Source organism: Caldinitratiruptor microaerophilus, assembly GCF_025999835.1.
In the GTDB taxonomy this organism is placed as follows: Bacteria; Bacillota; Sulfobacillia; order Symbiobacteriales; family ZC4RG38; genus Caldinitratiruptor; species Caldinitratiruptor microaerophilus.
Genome location: NZ_AP025628.1, coordinates 2,349,064 through 2,369,464, shown reverse-complemented (window position 1 = coordinate 2,369,464; position 20,401 = coordinate 2,349,064). Strand labels below are relative to the sequence as shown.

Annotated in this window: 21 protein-coding genes; all 21 read left to right on the top strand. The window is 69.7% G+C overall.

From position 1 onward, the window contains the following. Window positions 1–71 precede the first annotated feature (71 nt). The 21 genes from caldi_RS11495 to caldi_RS11395 all read left to right on the top strand — a co-directional run bounded on the left by caldi_RS11495 (window position 72) and on the right by caldi_RS11395 (window position 20,105). Window positions 72–1,007: a 2-dehydropantoate 2-reductase gene (locus tag caldi_RS11495; RefSeq protein ID WP_264841901.1), complete on the top strand. Its 936-nt coding sequence runs from the start codon at window positions 72–74 to the stop codon at window positions 1,005–1,007. Window positions 1,008–1,026: 19 nt separating this feature from the next. After that, a complete protein-coding gene (nth, locus tag caldi_RS11490) occupies window positions 1,027–1,731 on the top strand; it encodes an endonuclease III (RefSeq protein ID WP_264844789.1) in 705 nt (234 codons plus the stop codon). A 36-nt stretch (window positions 1,732–1,767) separates the two neighbouring features. Then, entirely contained in the window at window positions 1,768–2,223 is a 456-nt protein-coding gene (locus caldi_RS11485; protein ID WP_264841900.1) for a YaaR family protein, read from the top strand. A gap of 139 nt (window positions 2,224–2,362) precedes the next feature. Further along, window positions 2,363–3,202, top strand: coding sequence for a D-amino-acid transaminase (gene dat, locus caldi_RS11480; protein WP_264841899.1), 840 nt, complete (start codon window positions 2,363–2,365; stop codon window positions 3,200–3,202). A 17-nt stretch (window positions 3,203–3,219) separates the two neighbouring features. After that, window positions 3,220–3,933, top strand: a complete 714-nt coding sequence (locus caldi_RS11475) for an HAD family hydrolase (protein ID WP_264841898.1) — start codon at window positions 3,220–3,222, stop codon at window positions 3,931–3,933. A 12-nt stretch (window positions 3,934–3,945) separates the two neighbouring features. Further along, window positions 3,946–4,659 (top strand): B3/B4 domain-containing protein, encoded by a 714-nt coding sequence (locus caldi_RS11470; protein WP_264841897.1) that lies wholly within the window; start codon window positions 3,946–3,948, stop codon window positions 4,657–4,659. A gap of 184 nt (window positions 4,660–4,843) precedes the next feature. Further along, window positions 4,844–5,386 (top strand): NADH-quinone oxidoreductase subunit B, encoded by a 543-nt coding sequence (locus tag caldi_RS11465; protein WP_406568127.1) that lies wholly within the window; start codon window positions 4,844–4,846, stop codon window positions 5,384–5,386. A 208-nt stretch (window positions 5,387–5,594) separates the two neighbouring features. After that, window positions 5,595–5,951 (top strand): NADH-quinone oxidoreductase subunit A, encoded by a 357-nt coding sequence (locus tag caldi_RS11460; RefSeq protein ID WP_264841896.1) that lies wholly within the window; start codon window positions 5,595–5,597, stop codon window positions 5,949–5,951. Between the two features lie 153 nt (window positions 5,952–6,104). Beyond that, window positions 6,105–6,599 (top strand): NADH-quinone oxidoreductase subunit C, encoded by a 495-nt coding sequence (locus caldi_RS11455; protein WP_264841895.1) that lies wholly within the window; start codon window positions 6,105–6,107, stop codon window positions 6,597–6,599. Between the two features lie 45 nt (window positions 6,600–6,644). Next, a complete protein-coding gene (locus caldi_RS11450; RefSeq protein ID WP_264841894.1) occupies window positions 6,645–7,790 on the top strand; it encodes an NADH-quinone oxidoreductase subunit D in 1,146 nt (381 codons plus the stop codon). A 3-nt stretch (window positions 7,791–7,793) separates the two neighbouring features. After that, window positions 7,794–8,891 carry an NADH-quinone oxidoreductase subunit NuoH gene (nuoH, locus tag caldi_RS11445; protein WP_264841893.1) on the top strand — a complete coding sequence of 366 codons (1,098 nt, stop codon included), beginning with the start codon at window positions 7,794–7,796 and terminating at the stop codon, window positions 8,889–8,891. 22 nt (window positions 8,892–8,913) lie between these two features. Further along, the gene (locus caldi_RS11440; protein ID WP_264844787.1) at window positions 8,914–9,417 is read left to right on the top strand and encodes an NADH-quinone oxidoreductase subunit J; all 504 of its coding nucleotides are present in this window, start codon (window positions 8,914–8,916) and stop codon (window positions 9,415–9,417) included. Next, the gene (nuoK, locus tag caldi_RS11435) at window positions 9,417–9,728 is read left to right on the top strand and encodes an NADH-quinone oxidoreductase subunit NuoK (RefSeq protein WP_264841892.1); all 312 of its coding nucleotides are present in this window, start codon (window positions 9,417–9,419) and stop codon (window positions 9,726–9,728) included. Before caldi_RS11440 ends, nuoK begins: the two co-directional genes overlap by 1 nt. 13 nt (window positions 9,729–9,741) lie before the next feature. Continuing rightward, window positions 9,742–11,829, top strand: coding sequence for an NADH-quinone oxidoreductase subunit L (gene nuoL / locus caldi_RS11430; protein ID WP_264841891.1), 2,088 nt, complete (start codon window positions 9,742–9,744; stop codon window positions 11,827–11,829). A gap of 9 nt (window positions 11,830–11,838) precedes the next feature. Continuing rightward, window positions 11,839–13,305 (top strand): complex I subunit 4 family protein, encoded by a 1,467-nt coding sequence (locus caldi_RS11425; RefSeq protein ID WP_264841890.1) that lies wholly within the window; start codon window positions 11,839–11,841, stop codon window positions 13,303–13,305. A gap of 3 nt (window positions 13,306–13,308) precedes the next feature. Then, entirely contained in the window at window positions 13,309–14,778 is a 1,470-nt protein-coding gene (locus caldi_RS11420) for an NADH-quinone oxidoreductase subunit N (RefSeq protein WP_264841889.1), read from the top strand. 136 nt (window positions 14,779–14,914) lie between these two features. After that, window positions 14,915–16,144, top strand: coding sequence for a cation:proton antiporter (locus tag caldi_RS11415; protein ID WP_264841888.1), 1,230 nt, complete (start codon window positions 14,915–14,917; stop codon window positions 16,142–16,144). A 749-nt stretch (window positions 16,145–16,893) separates the two neighbouring features. Beyond that, entirely contained in the window at window positions 16,894–17,589 is a 696-nt protein-coding gene (gene sfsA, locus caldi_RS11410) for a DNA/RNA nuclease SfsA (RefSeq protein ID WP_264841887.1), read from the top strand. Between the two features lie 46 nt (window positions 17,590–17,635). After that, complete coding sequence (locus tag caldi_RS11405; protein ID WP_264841886.1) at window positions 17,636–18,703, top strand: type IV pilus twitching motility protein PilT; 1,068 nt, start codon at window positions 17,636–17,638, stop codon at window positions 18,701–18,703. 89 nt (window positions 18,704–18,792) lie between these two features. Further along, window positions 18,793–19,290 carry a hypothetical protein gene (locus caldi_RS11400; protein WP_264841885.1) on the top strand — a complete coding sequence of 166 codons (498 nt, stop codon included), beginning with the start codon at window positions 18,793–18,795 and terminating at the stop codon, window positions 19,288–19,290. A gap of 41 nt (window positions 19,291–19,331) precedes the next feature. Next, window positions 19,332–20,105, top strand: coding sequence for an SIR2 family NAD-dependent protein deacylase (locus tag caldi_RS11395; protein ID WP_264841884.1), 774 nt, complete (start codon window positions 19,332–19,334; stop codon window positions 20,103–20,105). Window positions 20,106–20,401: the final 296 nt, after the last annotated feature.

Genomic DNA, 20,401 nt, shown 5'->3' with positions numbered 1-20,401 from the left:
CCGGACGGGAACTCAGATGACAGGTCGGGCCAGCGACGGAAGGCGCCCGGCGTGAAGGAGCGGATGACGGCGTGCGCGTGGCGGTGATGGGGGCCGGGGCCATCGGCTGCTACTTCGGCGGCCGGCTCGCCCAGGCAGGTCACGAAGTGCACCTCATCGCCCGGGGCGAGCACCTGCGGGCGCTCAGGGAGCGGGGGCTGGTGGTGCGAAGCGAGCTGGGGGACATCGCGGCGCAGCTGCCCGCCACCGACGACCCGGCCGAGGTGGGGCCGGTCGACCTCGTGTTGTTCACGGTGAAGTCCCAGGATACGGACCAGGCGGCTCAGGCCGCCCGGCCGCTCGTCGGCCCCGACACCGTGGTGCTCACCCTGCAGAACGGGGTTGACAACCCGGACCGCATCGGGGCGGTGCTGGGGCCGGAGCACGTGCTCGGCGGCTCGTGCCAGATCGAGGCGGCCATCGCCGAGCCCGGGGTCGTGGTGCACCCGTCCCGGCTCGCCAGGGTGACCCTCGGCGAACTCGACGGTGCCGACTCGCCCCGTGCCCGCCGGATCCGGGACGCCTTCGCCGCCGCCGGTGTGGAGGTGCGCCTGGTGGACGACATCCGCCGGGCGCTGTGGGAGAAGCTCGGGTTCCTGGCGACGATGAGCGCGTTCACCACGGTGACCGGCCTGCCGATCGGTCCGCTGCGCGCCTGTCCCGAGACGTGGGCCCTCATGCAGGCGATGCTGCGTGAGGTGTGGTCGGTGGGGCGGGCAGCGGGCGTGGGCCTGGCGGACGACTACCCCGACCGGACCGCGCAGTTCATGAACGAGCTGCCCCCGACCATGAAGACCTCCATGCAGCGAGACCGCGAGCGCGGGCGGCGGCTGGAGGTCGAGGCGATCCACGGCCCCGTGGTGCGCCTCGGCCGGCAGCACGGGGTGCCGGTTCCGGTGACCGAGACGATGTACGGCCTGCTCAAGCTTTACGAGCCGGGGGCGCCCCCGGCGGCCTCCGGGGTGTGATGCGTTGACGGGCGAACCGATGCAGCCGGACACCGAGTGGATCCTTTCCACCCTGGCCGAACTGTACCCGAACCCGCGCACGGCCCTGCACTTCGAGACGCCGTTTCAGCTCCTGATCGCGACGATGCTGTCGGCGCAGTGCACGGACAAGCGGGTGAACATCATCACGCAGCGGCTGTTCCCGCGTCTCGGGGGGCCCGAGGATTTCCTGAAGCTGCCCCAGGAGGCGCTCGAGGACCTCATCCGGGACTGCGGGCTCTACCGGGAAAAGGCGCGGAACATCCGGGAGACGTGCCGGCTCCTCCTCGAGCGCCACGGCGGCGAGGTGCCCGCGCGCTTCGAGGACCTGGTCCGCCTGCCCGGCGTGGGGCGGAAGACCGCGAACGTGGTGCTGGCGAACGCCTTCGGCATCCCGGCGCTGGCCGTCGACACGCACGTGTTCCGGGTCGCCAACCGCCTCGGCCTGGCCCGCGGGCGAACGCCCGAGGAGGTCGAGCGGCAGCTGACGGCCCGGATCCCCCGGGACAGGTGGATCCCGGCCCATCACTGGCTCATCTACCACGGGCGCAACGTCTGCCACGCCCGTTCGCCGCGCTGCGAGGCCTGCCCGCTCCGGCCGGAGTGCGCCCACGCACGGGCCCAGGCCGCCGGAACGGGGCCGGCGGCCTGGGCCGGAGAGAGGGTGGCAGGCGGATCGGGCGCCGGCGCACGGGAGCGGACCTAGGGCGGCCGGGGGCTCCCGGCGGGGAGGGATGCGGGCATGGCGCGGGTGCGGGGAGCGACGGATCGGGCAGGGGTGACGGCCGGCGGGGCGCAGGCTGCCCGGGCGGGGCGGACCCCGGAGGGACCGGCCTTCGCGACCCACCTGCGGGCGGCTCGGGGCGACCGGGCCCGGGCCCACCTGGACATCCTGCTGGCCGAAGTGGACGCCGCCGCCGCCCGTCTGGTCGAGGAGCGCACCCTCGCCAACCTGAAGGCGTACCGGGAGGCGGTGCGGGCCTTCCTGGCCGCAGCCCAGGAGGCGGCGGTGACCGTCCAGAACGAGGTGGAGTGGGACTACCGCGAGTGGCAGCACCGCACGGTCACGGTGGTCCGCCGGGTGGACGCCGCCCTGGAGGAGCTGGCGCACCAGGTCATGGCCCGGGAGCAGGATCGCCTCAAGCTCCTGGAGCGAATCGGGGAGATCAAGGGGCTGCTCCTGGACCTGCGGGTCTGAGGGCGCGTGCGGGGGGCCCGTGGCGGGCCCTTCCGGCGGCCGCGGCGTGCCGCGCGGCGCCCGGGTGTGGTATCGTGGAGGACGGACCGCCTGACGGAAGGGAGGGCAGGCCACCCCTCACTCGGGGGTGGCCGGCGGCTTGAGCGGCGAGGTGTTCCTGAACGGACAGTACGTCCCGTACGCAGAGGCGCGCATCCCGGTGGAGGACCGGGGCTTCCTCTTCGGCGACGGTGTCTACGAGGTCGTCAAGATCTACCGGGGCCGGCCCTTCCGGCTCCGGGAGCACCTGGCGCGCCTTCAGCGCAGCGCCCGGGAGATCCTCCTGGAACTGCCGGACGTGGACTGGGAAGGCGTCGTCGACCGGCTGGTCCGGGGCGGCGGCCTGGCCGACCGGGACGCCACGGTCTACATCGAGGTCTCCCGGGGCAGCGGCCCCCGCGCCCACCACTTCCCCCCAGCCGGAACGCCGCCCACGGTGCTCGCCCTGGCGCGGGAATTCCCCGGCGTGCCGCCGGAGTACCGGGAGCGCGGCGCGGCTGCCATCACGCATCCCGACCTCCGCTGGGCGCGGTGCGACATCAAGAGCGTGAACCTGCTGCCCAACGTGCTTGCAAAGGAGAAGGCGGTGCGGGCGGGTGCCTACGAGGCCATCCTCGTCCGGGACGGGGTGGCCATCGAAGGGTCGAGCTCGAACTTCTTCGCTGTTCTGGACGGCGCCGTCGTGACGCACCCGGAGGGGCCCCACATCCTGAGCGGGATCACCCGGGCGGTGGTGCTCGGGCTTGCCCGCGACCTGGGGTACCGCGTCGTGGAGGCGCCCATCCGGGTCTCGGACCTCGGGCGGGCCAGCGAGCTGTTCGTCACCTCGACCACCGCCGAGGTCATGCCGATCGTGTCCGTCGACGGCAACCCGGTCGGCGCCGGCCGGCCGGGGCCCGTGGCCGCAAGCCTCCTGGAGGCGTTCATGCGCCTGGTCTAGACAGCGAGGTGTGTCCCGTGGTCCGGGCCGTGCTGTTCGACCTCGACGGCACCCTCTTCCCCGTCGACACGGATGCGTTCATCGCGGGCTACATGAAGCGGCTGGCCGAGTTCTCGGCCCACCTGGTGGCCCCGGAGACGTTCACCGAGGCGCTCTGGGAGTCGACCATGGCGATGATCCGGAACACCGACCCCGCCCTCACCAACGAGGAAGTGTTCTGGGCCCACTTCTCCCGGCGGCTCGGCCGGCCGAGGGAAGAGCTCGAGCCACACTTCCTGCGGTTCTACCGTCAGGAGTATCCGCGGCTCCGGCCGGCCGACCTCGACCGTGCGCCGGCGTCCCGGGCCGCCGTGGAGGCGGCGACTCGGCGCGGGTGCGCCATCGTGCTGGCCACCAACCCCCTCTTCCCGGCGGAGGCCATCCGGGAGCGCATGCGGTGGGCCGGTGTCCTGGACTACCCCTGGGCCGTGGTGACGACCATCGAGAACATGCACGCCTGCAAGCCCAGGCTGGAGTACTACGAGGAGGTTCTGGGTCGCCTTGGCCTCCGGCCGGAGGAGTGCGTGATGGTCGGCAACGACGTCGAGGAGGACGGGGTGGCGGCCCGGCTCGGCATGCCCGTCTACATCGCCACCGACTTCCTCATCGACCGGCGGGGCACGGGGCCGCCTGCCGACAGCGGCCCGCTGGCCGCCTTCCCCGGGTGGCTCGAGAACCGGTTCGGGGCGTGAGGAGGCGGTGCCGTGTTCTTCCGGCTGCACCCGGACGTCTTGCGGCGGTTTCCGGGGCTCTACGTGGGGTTCGTGGTGGTGGTAGGCGCCCGAAACGGCGCCAGCCCCGATGCCGCGCGACTCCTGGCGGAGGCGGTGGAGGTGTTGCGCCGCGAGCTGGGGGAGGTGTCGTCGGTGCGGGAGCATCCCCGCATCGCTGTGTGGCGGGGGGCGATGCAGGAGGCGGGCATCAACCCGAACCGTTTCCCGAACTCGATCGAAGCCCTGGCCTCCCGGGTGGCGAAGGGAGGCAGCCCGCCCTCGATCAACGCCGCCGTGGACCTGGCGAATGCTGCGGCGCTCCGGCACGTGGTGCCGGTCGGCTGCCACGACCTGGGGGCCATGAGCGGCGACCTGGAGGTCCGCCCCAGCCGGCAGGGGGACGTGTTCACCCCGATGGGGGCGCAGGAGGCCGAGCCCGTCGACCCGGGGGAGATCGTGTACGCCGACGCCGCCGAGGTGCGCACCCGCCGCTGGATCTGGCGCCAGGGAGAGCGGGCCAAGGCGACGCCGGCCAGCACCTGGCTGTTCTTCCCGGTCGACGGCCTCTCCCCGGTCTCGCGAGAGGCGGCGGAGCGGGCCCGTGACTGGCTGGCGGAGCAGGCTCCACGCATCCTGGGCGGCCGGGTCCACGTAGGCTGGGTCGACCGGCACCGGCCCGAGGCGCCGCTGCCCGGGGACCGATGAGGAATCGGAATGGCGCGCATTCCCGTGGCGCATGTCGCCTGGCAAGCGGCCCGCGGGCCTTGCGGGCCCAATGCAAGGCGTTGACCGTTTTAATGAGCGACGGCTATAATGGCGTTGATTTCTGAGCGGTGCCCGGGCCAGGGGGAGGTGCATCGGCGTGCCCCTCGAGAACAACCCCAGGGAACTGGAGTGGCTGAACCAGCCCGTCGTGGAGTCGGACGTAGAAGTCAACCAGAACGTGGTCGTCGGGAAGCTGCCGGCGGTCGTGCGCAAGGTGCTGCAATGGGGCCAGGGGCAGTCCGTCTGGCCGCTGGGGTTCGGCATCGCCTGCTGCGCCATCGAGATGATGGCCGCGTCCGCCTCCAAGTTCGACATCGCACGGTTCGGGTCGGAGGCCATGCGCTTCTCGCCCCGCCAGGCCGATCTCATGATCGTCGCCGGCACGGTGAACGAGAAGATGGCCGTGGTGGTCCGGCGCCTGTACGACCAGATGGCGGAGCCCAAGTTCGTGATCGCCATGGGCGCGTGCGCCTCGAACGGGGGTCCGTACTGGGACACGTACAACGTCGTCGACGGCGTTCACAAGGTGGTACCGGTGGACGTGTACGTCCCCGGCTGCCCGCCCCGCCCGGAGGCGCTGCTGCAGGCCCTCATGGAGATCCAGGAGATGCTCAAGAAAGGCCAGCGGGGGCTGGTCACCAAGGAACTCGTCGCGAACGGCGCATGATTCTTCTGGCAGGGCGCGAGCCCTGCCGTTTTTGTTTAGACATGGAAATGTCAACCGGTGATTCAAGTTGACGCCCCTACAGGGCTCGAGTATAATGGGGGCGGCGCCCGGGGCCCTGTGAAAGTCGTGTCATGCCAGGCCCCGGGCCCTTTCGGGTCAGGGTGCTCACGGCGGCAGGGACGCCGGTGAAAGGGGTACAGGCACCTCGATGGCGATCAGCTACGCGTACTTGCCCATCTTCACGTTGATCGCGGCGGGGTTTCTCGGTCTGATGATCGGAATTCCCCGCGTGCTCGGCCCGTACAACCCTTACGGCGAGAAGCTCGAAACGTACGAGTGCGGCGAACTCCCGTTCGACGATGCCCTCATCAACTTTAACATCCGCTATTACATCTTCGCGTTGACGTTCTTCGTCTTCGACATGGAGGCCATCTTCCTGTATCCATGGGCCGTGGTGTTCCAGGGCCTGGGGATCTTCGGCCTCATCGAGATGTTCGTGTTCCTGGCCATTCTGGGCATCGGCCTCCTGTACGCCTACAAGAAGCAGGTTCTCCACTGGTATTGAGCCCGGGTTCCGCGCGGAGCCGGGCCATCGGCGCGTCCTGCCGGGCCGCCCTGGCGCCGCGCGGGTGCAAGGCGTGGTCGCTGGTGGGGTCGCACGTCCGGGTCCGGAACCGGCCCGGCGTGCGGCGGACGTTTGTCAGGGGGTGGAGCCTTCGTGGAGCCGGTGAACGTCCAGGCCGACCTGGATCTCCTGGCGGAGCGCTTCCCCGGCGTGACCGTGGCAGCGATTCCGGCGGGCGGGTACGAGGTCAAGTGCTCGCTGGAGAACTACCTGGACGTGGTGCGCTTCCTCAGGGAGCGAGGGTTCAACTACGGGTCGTGCATCACGGCCATCGACTGGCAGGACCGCCTCGAGCTGGTGGCCCAGATCTACAAGCTGCACCCCGACTACCTCGGTTCCCCGGTGGTGGAGGTCAAGGTGGACGGCCTTCCGCGCCAGGGGGCAGTCGTGCCGTCGATCACGCCCCTCTACCCGGGCCTCAACTGGCACGAGCGGGAGACGTACGACATGTACGGCATCCGCTTCGACGGCCACCCGGACCTGCGGCGGATCCTCCTCCCCGACAACTGGCAGGGCGGTCACCCGCTGCTGAAGGACTTCGTGGACCGGCGGCCGCAGCGGCCGCGGCTTGTCCGCCAGCGCGTCTAGGCGCGGGCATGAACAAAGGCGGTGATCGGAATGCCTGTAACAACAATGGAGCAAACGAAAGAGCTCTTGATCAACATGGGACCCCAGCACCCGTCCACCCACGGGGTGCTGCGGATCCTGGTCAAGCTCGACGGGGAGACCATGACCTGGGCGCAGCCCGACATCGGGTATCTGCACCGGTGCTTCGAGAAGCTCTCGGAGAACAAGATGTATCCCCAGGTCATCCCCTACACCGACCGCACCGACTACCTCTCGGCCATCACCAACGAGCACGCGTACGTGCTGGCCGTGGAGAAGCTCCTGGGGATCCAGCCGCCGGAGCGCGCGGAGTACATCCGGGTGCTCATGGCCGAGTTCCAGCGCATCTGCTCCCACCTGCTGGGCCTGGGTTCCATGGCGCTCGACCTGGGAGCGGTCTCCGCGTTCCTCTACGCCTGGCGGGACCGGGAGAAGATGTACTCCATCTTCGAGCGCATCACCGGCGGCCGGATGCTCTACAACTACTTCCGCATCGGCGGGGTGCGCAACGACCTGCCGGAGGGCATCATCGGCACCCCCCAGGACGGGCGTGACAAGGCGGACAAGACGTTCTGGGGCTTCATCAACTACCTCGACAGCTACGTGATCCCCGAGTGGGACGTGCTCCTCACCGGCAACCGCATCTTCCAGTGGCGCACGCAGGGCGTCGCCCCGCTCTCCAGCCAGGACGCCATCGCCTACGGCGCTTCAGGCCCGGTGCTGCGCGCCTCCGGCGTGAAGTGGGACCTGCGCAAGAACGTGCCCTACTCCATCTACGACCGCTTCGAGTTCGACATTCCGGTCGGCAAGGAGAACGGCGACTGCTTCGACCGCTGGTGGGTGCGGGTCGAGGAGATGCGCCAGTCCTCGCGGATCGTCAAGCAGGCCCTCCAGTGGCTGGCGGAGAACCCGGGCGAGGTCATGGTGCCCAAGCTCCAGCGCTATCCCAAGCCCCCGCCGGGCGAGGTCTACGTGCGGGTCGAGGGCTCCCGGGGCGAGGTGGGCGTGCACCTCGTCTCGGACGGGACCCAGAAGCCCTACAAGGTCAAGTGGCGTTCCCCGGCGTTCACCCACCTCCAGCTCATCCCGCTCCTGGCGCCCGGCTTCAAGGTTGCCGACATGATCGCCATCATCGGGTCGCTCGACATCGTGCTGGGGGAGGTGGACCGCTGAACCATGGCCGAACTCTGGGCTGAGCCGTGGTTCCGGGGGATTGTCACCGGTTCGCTCGTCCTGGTCTGGGCCCTCGGGAACTTCTACATCTGTCTCTACCTCGAGCGCAAGCTCTCCGCCTTCATGCAGAACCGCCTCGGGCCCATGCAGGCCGGTCCCTGGGGCCTTTTGCAGGTGATGGCCGACCTCTTCAAGCTGCTCCTCAAGGAAGAGTTCGTGCCCCGCAACGTGGACAAGCTGGTCTTCGTGCTGGCCCCCTTCGTGGCCTTCATCCCGTCGATCCTCATCTGGCTGGTGGTGCCCTTCGGCCCGAACATGGTCGTGGCCGACTACGACATCGGCATCATCCTGATCGCGGCGGTCTCCAGCTTCTCGGTCATCGGCATCTTCATGTCTGGCTGGGGCTCGAACAACAAGTACTCGCTCCTGGGCGCGATGCGGGGCGCCGCCCAGATGATCTCCTACGAGGTCACCCTGGTCATGTCGGTCATCGGGGTGGCCATGATGGCCGGAAGCCTGCGGCTGAGCGACATCGTGGCCGCCCAGGCCGAGCGGGGTCTCTTCGGCTGGTACCTCTTCCCCCAGCTGATCGGCTTCGTGGTGTACGTGATCGCCTCCCTGGCGGAGCTGAACCGGGCGCCCTTCGACCTCACCGAGGCCGAGTCGGAGCTGGTGGGCGGCTACCACACCGAGTACTCGGGATTCCGCTTCGCCAGCTTCCTCCTCACCGAGTACGTGCACCTGATCGGCTGGTCGGCGATCGCGGCCACGCTCTTCCTGGGCGGCTGGCTGGGGCCCACGCCCGCCGACCTGCCCTTCATCGGCGAGCGCTTCTTCGGCTTCATGCGGGAGGGCTTCTGGCCGTACCTGTGGGGCCTGTTCTGGTTCATCTTCAAGACCTACGTCTTCATCTTCCTGGCCATGTGGATCCGGTGGACCTTCCCCCGGGTGCGCATCGACCAGCTCATGGACCTGGGCTGGAAGTTCCTCCTGCCCGTGTCCCTCTTCAACATCTTCCTGACCGGGGTCATGAAGTACGGCTGGGCGGCGCTGGCGGAGAGCTCGAGCCCGCTCCGGTACCTCTTCTGGCTCTGGCGGTAGGCGGGGGGTGAGCGTCGTGGTCATGGAGTATGCCTCGTTCGGCGCGCTGGCGCTGGTGACGCTGGTGTCGGTCTACAAGATGATCACCACGCGTCTCATCACCCACGCCGCCCTGTGGATGGCCCTGTCCTTCACCGCGGTCTCGGGCGTCTTCCTCATGCTCCAGCAGGAGTTCGTCGCCGCCCTGCAGCTGCTCATCTACACCGGGGCCATCACCACGATGGTGATCTTCGCCATCATGCTCTCGGAGATCCGGGAGGTCAAGGTCGTGGGCGCCGGCGCGTCCTGGTGGCGGCGCTCCGCGCTCCTGGCCCTGGTGGTCGGGCTCCTCTTCGCCTCGTTCATGCTCTACCTCTACTACGGGGCCAGGCTGCCCGGCGCGCAGGCCGGCACGGTGCCGCTCACGGTCCGGCAGATCGGGGCGGAGCTCTTCACCCGGTTCACCGTCCCGTTCGAGCTGGCGTCCGTGCTCCTCCTGCTGGCGATGATCGGGGCGATCATCCTCACGGCAAAGGAGGCGGAGTGATGGCCCTGCCCATCTACCTGCCGCTGGGTCTTGGCGCCTTCCTCTTCGGCCTCGGGCTGTGGGGGGCGCTCACCCGGACCAACGCCGTCCGGATCCTGATGTTCATCGAGATCATGCTGAACGGTGTGAACCTCAACCTGGTGACGTTCACGCGGTACTACTATCCGGACCAGCCGGCCGGGCCCATCCTGACCCTGTTCGTCATGACAGTCGCCGCCGCCGAGGCGTCCATCGGCCTGGCCATCATCCTGCAACTCGTGCGGAGCCGCGGCACGGTCGACGTCGACAAGGTCGACCTGCTGAAGGGTTAGGGGGGAGCACGACGTGGAGTTCGCCATCGACTACGCCTGGCTCATCCCGCTGCTCCCTCTGCTGGGCAGCCTGATCATCGCGGCCTTCGCCAGGCAGCTGCGGGAGCCCGGGGCCGGGTACTTCGGGTCCGCCGTCATGGCGGTCTCGTTCCTGCTCTCGGTGGGCGTGTTCGGCTACGCCATCACGCACGGCGGACACGAGGCAGCGATCTACGGCGCTGCTGCGGAGGGGCACGCGCTCGAGCCGCTGCGGCAGTGGCGCCTTCCGGTCGGGGGGCCGCTGGGCGGTCACTCCCTGAACCTCGGGCTGATGGTGGACAACCTGTCGGCCGCCACGCTCTTCATGGTGACGCTGGTGAGCCTGGCCGTGCAGGTTTACTCCATCAGCTACATGCACGGCGACAAGCGGTTCACCAAGTACTTCGCCGCCGTCAACCTCTTCACGACCGGCATGCTCCTGGCCGTGATGGCGGACAACCTGTTGTTCCTGCTGATCGGCTGGGAGATCATGGGCCTCTGCTCGTACCTCCTGATCGGGCACTGGTTCGAGAACGAGGTGCCTCAGGCGGCGAGCATGAAGGCGTTCATGACCACCCGCGTGGGCGACACGTTCATGCTGTTGGGCATCTTCGGCCTCTACATGCTCTCGGGCACCCTGGACTTCGGCGAGCTGGCGGAGAAGCTGCCCGAGTTGGTGCGGGAACAGCCGTGGTGGGTGGCGGCCTCGGCGCTGCTCCTGTTCGGCGGGCCGATCGGCAAGAGCGCCCAGTTCCCGCTCCACGTGTGGCTTCCGGACGCCATGGCCGGCCCGACGCCGGGCTCCGCCCTCATCCACGCCGCCACGATGGTGGCCGTCGGCGTGTACCTGGTGGCCCGGGGCTTCACGATCTTCGCCGCCGCCGGCCCCGGCGTGATGGCGGTGATCGCCCTGGTCGGCGCCTTCACGTCGATCTTCGCGGCGTCCATCGCCACGCTGCGCACGGACATCAAGCAGGTGCTCGCGTACTCGACGGTCTCCCAGCTCGGGTACATGATCATGGCCCTGGGCGTCGGGAGCTTCAGCGCCGGCACCTTCCACCTCATGACCCACGCCTTCTTCAAGGCCTTGCTGTTCCTGGCTTCCGGCAGCGTGATCCACGCCGTCCACACGCAGGAGATGCACCAGATGGGCGGCCTGCGCCGGAAGATGCCCGTCACGTACCTCACGTGGATGGTGGGCTACCTGGCCCTGGCCGGGTTCCCGGGCTTCAGCGGCTTCTTCTCCAAGGACGAGCTCCTGCTGGCGGCCTACAACTGGCCGCACATGGGGGCGGCCGACCTGGCCTGGCCGGAGTGGGTCAAGTGGCTGCCGTTCGTGTTCGGCATGGGGACGGCGTTCCTCACCGCCTACTACATGACCCGGGCCACGTACCTCACCTTCTTCGGCGAGCCGCGTGACCACCACGCGTACGAGCACGCCCACGAGTCGCCGCCGCTCATCACGGTACCGCTCGTGGTGCTGGCGGTGTTCGCCCTGCTGGCGGGCTACGCGTGGGCGGCGATCGTCTACAAGTGGACGGGCAACGAAGTCTTCCTCTTCTGGGAGCACTTCACCGAGCATCCGGCTCAGGAACTGCCGCACGAGGGCGCCGAACTCGTGACCGCCATGGCGACCACGCTCGGCCTGCTCGGCATCGCCACCGGGATCGCGGTGTACAAGCTGGCTTCGGCAGAGTTCCGGCGGCGGGCGATCGCGGCGCTCCGCCCGCTGTACGCCGTTCTGAAGAACAAGTACTACGTCGACGAGCTCTACCACGCCACGGCCGTCCGGGGCACGCTGGCCCTGGGCCGGCTGGTCGGCTGGTTCGACCGGGTGGTCGTGGACGGCATCGTCAACCTGGTCGGCGACGTCGGCGTGGCCCTGTCGGATGTGGGCGGCTGGTTCGACCGGGTGTTCGTCGACGGCCTGGTGAACGGTGCCGGGTACGCCGCCATGCTCGCGGGCCGGCAGTTCCGGCGTCTGGCCACCGGCCAGGTCCAGGCCTACATGACGACCTTCGCCCTCGTGGTGATCATCGGTGCCATCGCTGCCTGGTGGACATTCTCGGGTGTAGGAGGCTAACGGACGGCCATGGGTGCGCTCACCATCATCGTCTTCTTCCCGCTCCTGGCGGCGCTCGTGACCCTCTTGGTGCCGCGTGAACAGGACAAGGCCATCAAGGGGATCGCCCTGGTCGGGACGCTGGTGCCGCTGGCGCTGGCGATCAGCCTGATCCCCCGGTTCCAGCTCGGCACCGACGCGATCCAGTTCGAGGAGATCTACCGGTGGATCCCGAGCCTCGGCATCCAGTACCATCTGGGCGTCGACGGCTGGGGCCTGACGATGCTCGTGCTGTCCGCGCTGCTCTTCCCCCTGGCGGTGATCGCCAGCTTCGGGTACATCGAGCACCGCGTGAAGGACTACTTCGTCCTGCTGCTGATCCTCGAGACCGGCGTGAACGGCGTCTTCGCCGCCCTGGACTTCGTCCTGTTCTACGTGTTCTGGGAGGTCGTCCTCCTGCCGATGTACTTCCTCATCGGCATCTGGGGCGGCCCGCGGCGGGAGTACGCGGCGATCAAGTTCTTCCTCTACACGTTCATCGCTTCGGTCATCATGCTGGTGGGCACGATCGCCCTCTACCTGAACGTGCCCGAGAAGACCTTCGACCTGCTCCGGCTCGCCGAGCAGACCCGGAACCTGCCGGTGAGCGGCCTGACGGTGTTCGCCTTCTTCGCCCTCCTGGTCGGGTTCATGGTGAAGGTGCCCGCGTTCCCGTTCCACACGTGGCTTCCGGACGCCCACGTCGAGGCGCCGACCCCGATCTCCATGCTGCTTGCCGGCATCCTCCTGAAGATGGGCACGTACGCGATGGTCCGGATCAGCCACCCGTTCCTGCCGCAGGTGGCGGTGCGCTACACCACGCTCCTGGCCGTGATCGGGATCGTCGGCATCGTGTACGGGGCGCTGGCGGCCATGGCCCAGAAGGACTTCAAGAAGATGGTTGCCTACAGCTCCGTGGCGCACATGGGCTTCTTCATCCTCGGCCTGGCCGCCGGGACGCCGGAGGCCCTGGCGGGCGGGTACTACGAGACCATCGCCCACGGCCTCATCTCGCCCCTCTTCTTCTTCGTCGTCGGCATGTACTACGAGCGGACCCACACGCGTGAGCTGGCCCGCCTGAGCGGCATGTACCTGACGGTGCCGGCGGTGTCCTTCGTCGCTGCGTTCACCGCCTTCGCCAACCTCGGCCTGCCGGGCCTGGCCGGGTTCATCGCTGAGTTCTACACGCTCACCGGCTCGTTCAAGACCTTCGGTCTGTGGGTGCTGGCGGCCGGCGCGGGCATGGTGATCATCGCCGCGTTCCACCTCATCATGATGCGCCAGGTGCTCATGGGCGAGAAGAAGTACGAGTCGCTGCCCGACATCACCCTCAAGGAGCGGATCGTGTTCGCCCCGCTGGCCGTGCTGATCGTCCTGCTCGGCGTGTACCCGACCCCGATCTTCCGGGTGCTGGACCCCGTGATCCAGTCGCTGGTGCGGCTCCTGGGAGGCGCGTGACGGATGCCGATCGACCTGAGCTCGGTGAACGCCAACTTTCTCGTGGTCCTGCCCGAGCTCGTCCTCCTCGCCTTCACCCTGGTCGTCCTGGTCTGGGACCTGTACGCCCGGGAGAAGCAGGGCCTGGGGTGGGTGAGCCTCCTGGGCGTGGCCCTGGCCATGGCGACCCTGTGGTTCACCAGCCGGCCCGGGGTCGTCGAGCCGGGGGACTACTTCGGCCGCATGGTGGCGGCAGACACCTTCACCTACTTCATGAAGGCCGTCTTCCTCCTCGTGGCCGGGATGATCATCCTGCTTTCCATGGACTGGGTCGCGGCCCGCATGCCCAAGGTGCAGGTGGAGTTCTACGAGCTGGTCCTGTTCGCCACCCTGGGCATGGTCTTCATGGCCGGCTCCCGTGACATCGTGCTCATCTACCTGGGGCTCGAGCTCGCCAGCCAGGCCTCGTACATCCTGGCCGGACTCCTGCGCCGCGACACCCGCAGCCACGAGGCGGCCCTGAAGTACTTCCTGAACGGGGCCCTGGCCTCGGCGGTGCTCCTGTACGGCATCTCGCTGCTGTACGGCCTGACCGGCACCACCTACCTGCCCGACATGGCGGCCGCGCTCGGCGGCACGAGCCGCGGGCTCAGCATCGCGGCGCTGGTCTTCGTGGTGGCCGGGTTCGGCTTCAAGGTGGCCGCCGCCCCGTTCCACCTGTGGGCCCCTGACGCCTACGAAGGCGCTCCCACGCCGGTCACGGGCTTCTTCTCGATCGGCCCGAAGGCGGCCGCATTTGCGGCCATCCTGCGGGTGTTCCTGGTCGGCCTCGGCGACCGGGCGCTCGCTCCGGAGTGGAGCATGCTCTGGGCGATCCTGGCGGCGGCGTCGATGTTCATCGGGAACCTCACCGCCCTGTGGCAGACGAACTTCAAGCGGATGATGGCGTACTCGTCCATCTCCCACGCCGGGTACATCCTGACGGGCGTCGTCGCGGCGGCTCACGTGCCCGAGGCGGGTACGGGCGCAGTCCTGTTCTACGTGCTCGGGTACGCCCTCACGAACCTCGGCGTGTGGGCGGTGATGGTCGCCATGGAGAACGCCGGCACCGGGACCGACCTGGAGGACTTCAAGGGCCTTGGCCAGCGGGCGCCCATCTACGCCTGGTCGATGGTGTTCCTGCTGGTGTCCCTCATCGGCGTGCCGCCCACGGTGGGCTTCTTCGGGAAGTTCTTCCTGTTCACCGCCGCCGTCGACGCCGGGTACCTGTGGCTCGCCGTCATCATGGCGGTGAACAGCGCCGTGTCGATCGGCTACTACTACGGCGTGGTGCGGAACATGTTCCTGAGCCCGACCGAGAAGCCCGCGCTGCATGCCGGCGCCGGCCCCGCCGCGGTCATCGCCCTGTCTGTGCTCGGGGTGCTCCTCGTCGGCCTGTCCTCGGCGCCGTTCATCGACTACGCCCGCAGCACGGTGGCGCTTTTCTTCCCGTGATCCGTTCCTGCTGACCGTTCCTGCTGGCCTGGGACGGCTTCGGTTCCTCGTGGTATACTGGTGCTCGGTTCCTTTCAGGCACCCAGCACCACGACGGGGAGGTGCAGGCCTCGCCGCGGCGCGGGGCTCCGACTGAATGAAGCCCTTTCTCCAGGTCGCCGTTGTCCTGGCCGTCATCATCACGGTCGCGAAGGCTGCCGGGGCGCTGTCCAAGCGCCTTGGGCAGCCTGCCGTTTTCGGGGAGCTGCTCATCGGACTGCTCATGGGCCCGACGCTCTTCAACCTGCTCGAGTGGCCCATCTTCACCGAGGGCGAGTACCTGCACCGGCTGGTCAAGGACCTGGCCGAGCTGGGCGTCATCTTCCTCATGTTCCTGGCCGGTCTCGAGACCGACCTGGGCGAGATGCGGAAGGTCGGCGCCGCGGCCCTCGTGGGCGCCACGGGCGGGGTGCTGCTACCGCTCCTGGCCGGGACGGGCATCTCCCTGGCGTACGGGTACCCGGGATACGAGAGCGTCTTCATCGGTACGATTCTCACCGCCACCTCCGTCAGCATCTCGGCCCAGACCCTGCTCGAACTGGGCCAGCTCCGCTCCAGGGAGGGAACGACCATCCTGGGGGCGGCGGTGATCGACGACGTCATGGGGATCATCGTCCTGTCCCTGGTGGTGGCCCTCCACGGTGCTGCAGCGGGGGGCGAGGCCGGCAAGCCCATCTGGCTCATCCTGCTCCTGATGGTCCTCTTCTTCGCCGGAGCGATCGCCGTCGGGAAGTGGATCGTGCCTCCCCTCCTGCGGTGGGCGCGGAACTGGCCCGGTACGGAGCCCCGGTTCGCGCTCGCCATCGTCCTGGGACTGCTCTTCGCCGTGGCGGCGGAGGAGTTCGGCCAGGTGGCGGCCATCACCGGCTCGTACACCCTGGGCGTGATGATGACACTGGACCACGACCTCAAGCATGAGGTCGAGGAGAAGCTGTCGGTGCTCGCCTACGGCTTCTTCGTCCCCATCTTCTTCGTGAGCATCGGGTTAGAGGCCAATCTCCCCCAGGCGATCGCCCAGAGCGGCGTCGGCTTCATGACCTGGATCGTGCTGGCGTCGATCCTGACCAAGATCATCGGCGCCGGTGCCGGGGTCCGGCCGTTCGGATTCGACTGGAGCGAGTCGATGCGGGTGGGCATCGGCATGGTGAGCCGCGGCGAGGTGGCCCTGATCGTGGCCGGAATCGGGCTGGAGTCCGGGGTCATCAGCCAGCCGATCTACTCCGTCATGGTGGTCATGACCCTCGTGACCACCCTCATCACGCCGATTCTCCTCCGGTTCGCGTTCCGGGGCGGCGGGTCGTCCCTGCCCCGGGTGACCGAGGCCTAGTCGCCGGCGCCTCCCATCACCGGCATAGTCCGGCCGCACGGGCCCATATCCCTGAGCGAGGGGGTGGGCCCGTGCACAATGGCCTCTCGCCGCTCGCCGCGGGGCTGACGGAGCCGGTGGGCGGCCGCAGGCGCCCCGAGCCGGTGAGCGAGGAGACGCTCGCCCTCGTCGAACTCGTGCGAGACCTGGCGACCCGCGGCCTTCTGGCCACTCTGGCACAGCACGTGGGAACGGGGGGAAGGGCCTGCGCCTGGGTGCCGCCGTGGTCGCCACCGGGGCCTGGCGCCTGGGGGCTTTCCCTTCCTGCGCCTGGGTCCTGTTGGGGGTCACCGGTCCCGGCGTGGCCGCCGGCCGTCTGGGGAGGGTGGTGGGCGCCCTTCTGGGGGATACCGCCGGGGCCCGCGGCCCTGCCCTGGCCGGTGCCGGCTGCGCCCGCGGCACCCGGCGCAGGGGGGCCGGTTGCCGCGGTGGGGATGCCCGCTCCCCCTGCCGGCGGTCGCGCAGTGGTCGCCGGGTCAGCCGTGCCGGGACCCACCGCTCCGGCCGCGGTCCCTGCGGCGACCGAGGGCGCGACGGCCGGGCCGCTGCGGCGGGACAGCCCCGACGGGCGGTCGGGGTCGATCACGTTCCGTTGAGGCCCCGCTGCTGCAGGACCCGAGGGACGTCCAGGCGAAGGGCTCCTCGGGACGCCGGTGAACGGGAAGGGGCAAGGCTGTGCGGAGCCGCTGGAAAGCGGGCGGACAGCCCGCGTGAGCCTGGTGGGTGCAACTCTGGTCCGGCGCCTGCACCGCTTCGGCGCGCTGGTGCACGTGCCTGACGGCGAGTGGTACGTACACGTTCCGTCGTCCGGGCGGCTGGCAGAGCTCCTGTTCCCCGGAAACGAGGTGCTTGTGCAGGCCGCCCGGCGGCCCGGCGGGAAGACCCAGGGCCGGATCGTGTTCGCGAGGGATCGCGACGTCTGGGTGAGCATCGACACCCAGGTGCCGACGCGGATCCTCGGTCGGCTGCTGCAGGAGCGGCGGCTGCCGCCTCTGGCCGCGTACACCCGGGTGAGACCGGAGTACCCGTACGGCGCAGGGAGGATCGACTTCCTCCTGAACGGGGACGAGCGGGGTCTCCCGCCCTGTCTCCTGGAGGTGAAGTCCGTCACGCTCGTGCAGGACGGCGTGGCGCTCTTCCCCGACGCGCCCACCCTGCGGGGCGCCCGCCACCTGGACGAGCTTGCCCGGGCGCGGGCCGAGGGGCTGCGGGCGGCGGTTCTCTTCCTGGTGCAGCGTCCCGACGCGCGCTGTTTCCGGCCGCACGACCGGCAGGACCCGCCGTTCGGCCAGGCCCTGCGGCGGGCGGCGGCGCAGGGCGTCGAGGTGTATGCGTACCGCTGCCGGGTCGACCCGCCGCGGGTCGAGGTCCTGACGGACGAGCCGGTCCCGGTGGACCTCTCGTGACCCCGGGGCCGGCGACAGGTTCCCGGAGGAGAAGGGGGCCACGCACATGCTGGTCGTGGACGAGCTGCTCCGCCTGGCTGTGGCGCGGGGGGCATCGGACGTGCACCTCTGCGTCGAGCAGCCGCCGGTGCTGCGCGTGAACGGCGTGCTGGAACCCGTCGACGCCGCAGTGCTGCGCCCGGACGACCTCGAGTCCGTGGCGGAGGCGCTCGTGCCCCCGGAACGGCAGGCGGCGTTCCGCCGCCACGGCGAGGTGGACTTCTCCTACTCGCTCCCGGGGACCGGCCGCTTCCGGGTCAACGTCTACCGGCAACGGGGCACGCCTGCGATCGCGATGCGGCTGATCCCCTACACCGTGACGCCGCTGGAGGAGCTGAGCCTGCAGCCCGGGGTGGCGCAGGTCCTTGCGGACCTGGCTTCCCGGCCGAACGGCCTCGTGCTGGTGGCGGGCCCCAGCGGCAGCGGCAAGTCGACCACCCTTGCCGCGATGATCGACTTCATCAACCGCACCCGAAGGGCGCACGTGGTGACGCTGGAGGACCCGATCGAGTACCTCCATCGCCACCGGCTGTCGATCATCAACCAGCGCGAGGTCGGCTCGGACACGCGTTCCTTCGCCAGCGGCCTCAGGGCCGCCCTCCGGCAGGATCCGGACGTGATCCTCGTCGGAGAGATGCGCGATCTGGACACGATGCGGATCGCCCTGGAGGCGGCGGAGACAGGACACCTGGTGCTGTCGACCCTGCACACGGCAAGCGCCCCGGCCACGGTGGACCGCATCATCGATGTGTTCCCCGCCCAGCACCAGGCACAGGTGCGGGTTCAGCTCGCCGGGGTCCTCCAGGGGGTGGTCTGCCAGCGGCTTCTGCGGCGCGCGGACCGCCCAGGCCGGATCGCGGCGTGCGAGGTCCTCGTGGCCACGCCGGCCGTGCGGAGCCTCATCCGGGAGGGCAAGACGCACCAGCTGCTGTCGGTGATCCAGACCGGCGGGCGCCTCGGCATGCGGACGATGGAGGCTTCGGTTCAGGACCTGGCGCGGCGCGGCATCGTCCATCCGGACGAGTACCAGGAGATCCTCCGGGAGCGTGACCCCCGGGGTGGGGAGGGAGTCTGAGGGGCAGCCGAACCGCCGCCACCCCCTGTTCGTACTCATTGGTGTGAGCGCACTGCCGGGCCGACCGGCAGGACGGAGGGGGTATCCGCGTGCTGCCGGCTGCGATGCGCCGCCGCAAGGCCGGTTACCATCGGACGGAGATCGACGGGGATCTCCTCAGCCGCACGGGCCTGGACGAGGTCAGCCTCTGCCGCCTGCGCAAGGCGTTCTGGTGCCGCTTCGGGGCGATCTCGTACAAGGACCGCGTCCGCCTGCTGGAAGGCGGGATGCACGCCCGCCTGCAGTTCCTGAACGACGTTCTTCGCCAGGCCCTTCCGGCCGGGCAGTGGGCCCGCTGGCTGCGCTACATCGAGCACGGGGAGAAAGACCTGTTCGAGATGGCCCGAGGGGAGTACCCGGTGTCCCCGTACCTGATCCGCCTGTACAGCGCTCTGTTCGGAATCCGGGTGGAATACCTCCTGGTGGGCCAGGAACCCGCGCCGTCCCCGCGAGGGGTCAGCATCGACGTTCTGGACGCGGGGGCCGGCGCCTGGCTGGGCGGCGACCCGGGCCGGCGGCCCGACCCCGGTGTGCCCGGTGGCAGGTAGGGGCCGGCTTCCAGGCGAAGTCTCGCCCGGGAGTGGTTTTCATGCAGGACCCGTCCACGGAGGCGGCACGTTCCCTTGCCGAGGCCCTTCGCCGCCGGCCCCGCACCCTGGTCCTGACGGGCGCCGGTGCGAGCACGGAGGCGGGCCTGCCGGACTGGCGCGGCCCGTCCGGCATCTGGCGCAGCCGCGACCCGAGGCAGGTCGCCTCGCTCACTGCGCTCGAGTACAACCCGGTCGAGTTCTACCAGTTCTACCGGCACCGCCTCGCCACCCTGCGGGGGGCGCGGCCCGGGCCGGCCCACCGCGCGCTCGCGGCGCTGGAGCGGGCAGGCTACATCCACTGGCTCGTGACGCAGAACGTCGACGGCCTGCACCAGGCGGCGGGCCACAAGACGGTGATCGAGGTGCACGGGAGCCTCCGCTCCGCGCGCTGCCACCGGTGCGGGGCGCCGTACCCGATCGAGGCGGTCGACGTGGACGTGGAGGACGCGGCGGACATCCCCCGCTGCCCATGCGGCGGGGTCATCCGCCCGAACATCGTGCTGTTCGAGGAGGTATTGCCCCACGACGCGGTGCATGCGGCCTTCGCTGCGGCCGAGGAGGCGGACCTGTGCCTCGTCGTCGGCTCCTCGCTGCAGGTGGGGCCGGTGAACCTGCTGCCGCGCCTCGTCGCCGACCACGGGGGCGAGGTGGCGATCATCAACCTGATGCCCACGCCCTTCGACCACCTGGCCCGCTGGCTCGTGCCGGCCAAGGCCGGCGAGGTACTGGCGGAGGTCGCCCGGGAGCTGGGGGTCGAGGTTCCCCGGGAGTGAGCACCGGCTGCGGGCACCGGCCCGCGGGGCCGGCCGCTCTCCGGCTCGCGCCCCTGGAAAGCCCGTCCAGGGGCGTGCGAACGCGTGCGCGTGAGCCTCGGGCCGCGTGGCCGGTACAGGTGCGACCAAACGGCTCGGAGCACGGCTGACCTCTCCTACATGTAGTGCTAAACTTGGGCTGTGTACCACTAGATGTGGGGTCCCGTCTCCGTCGGGATACGGCCTGCCCGGGCCCGGCGGGCTGGAGCCGGACGGGACGGGGCCACACGTGGGCGGCCCGAAGGGGGGCGGGCCGC

Excerpts from the sequence above, each read along its gene's own strand:
- caldi_RS11425 (WP_264841890.1), top strand. The coding sequence starts at position 11,839 with ATGGGTGCGCTCACCATCATCGTCTTCTTCCCGCTCCTGGCGGCGCTC.
- caldi_RS11415 (WP_264841888.1), top strand. The coding sequence starts at position 14,915 with ATGAAGCCCTTTCTCCAGGTCGCCGTTGTCCTGGCCGTCATCATCACG.
- nth (WP_264844789.1), top strand. The coding sequence starts at position 1,027 with ATGCAGCCGGACACCGAGTGGATCCTTTCCACCCTGGCCGAACTGTAC.
- caldi_RS11395 (WP_264841884.1), top strand. The coding sequence starts at position 19,332 with ATGCAGGACCCGTCCACGGAGGCGGCACGTTCCCTTGCCGAGGCCCTT.
- caldi_RS11405 (WP_264841886.1), top strand. The coding sequence starts at position 17,636 with ATGCTGGTCGTGGACGAGCTGCTCCGCCTGGCTGTGGCGCGGGGGGCA.
- nuoH (WP_264841893.1), top strand. The coding sequence starts at position 7,794 with ATGGCCGAACTCTGGGCTGAGCCGTGGTTCCGGGGGATTGTCACCGGT.
- caldi_RS11440 (WP_264844787.1), top strand. The coding sequence starts at position 8,914 with ATGGAGTATGCCTCGTTCGGCGCGCTGGCGCTGGTGACGCTGGTGTCG.
- caldi_RS11420 (WP_264841889.1), top strand. The coding sequence starts at position 13,309 with ATGCCGATCGACCTGAGCTCGGTGAACGCCAACTTTCTCGTGGTCCTG.
- caldi_RS11485 (WP_264841900.1), top strand. The coding sequence starts at position 1,768 with ATGGCGCGGGTGCGGGGAGCGACGGATCGGGCAGGGGTGACGGCCGGC.
- nuoK (WP_264841892.1), top strand. The coding sequence starts at position 9,417 with ATGGCCCTGCCCATCTACCTGCCGCTGGGTCTTGGCGCCTTCCTCTTC.
- caldi_RS11460 (WP_264841896.1), top strand. The coding sequence starts at position 5,595 with ATGGCGATCAGCTACGCGTACTTGCCCATCTTCACGTTGATCGCGGCG.
- caldi_RS11450 (WP_264841894.1), top strand. The coding sequence starts at position 6,645 with ATGGAGCAAACGAAAGAGCTCTTGATCAACATGGGACCCCAGCACCCG.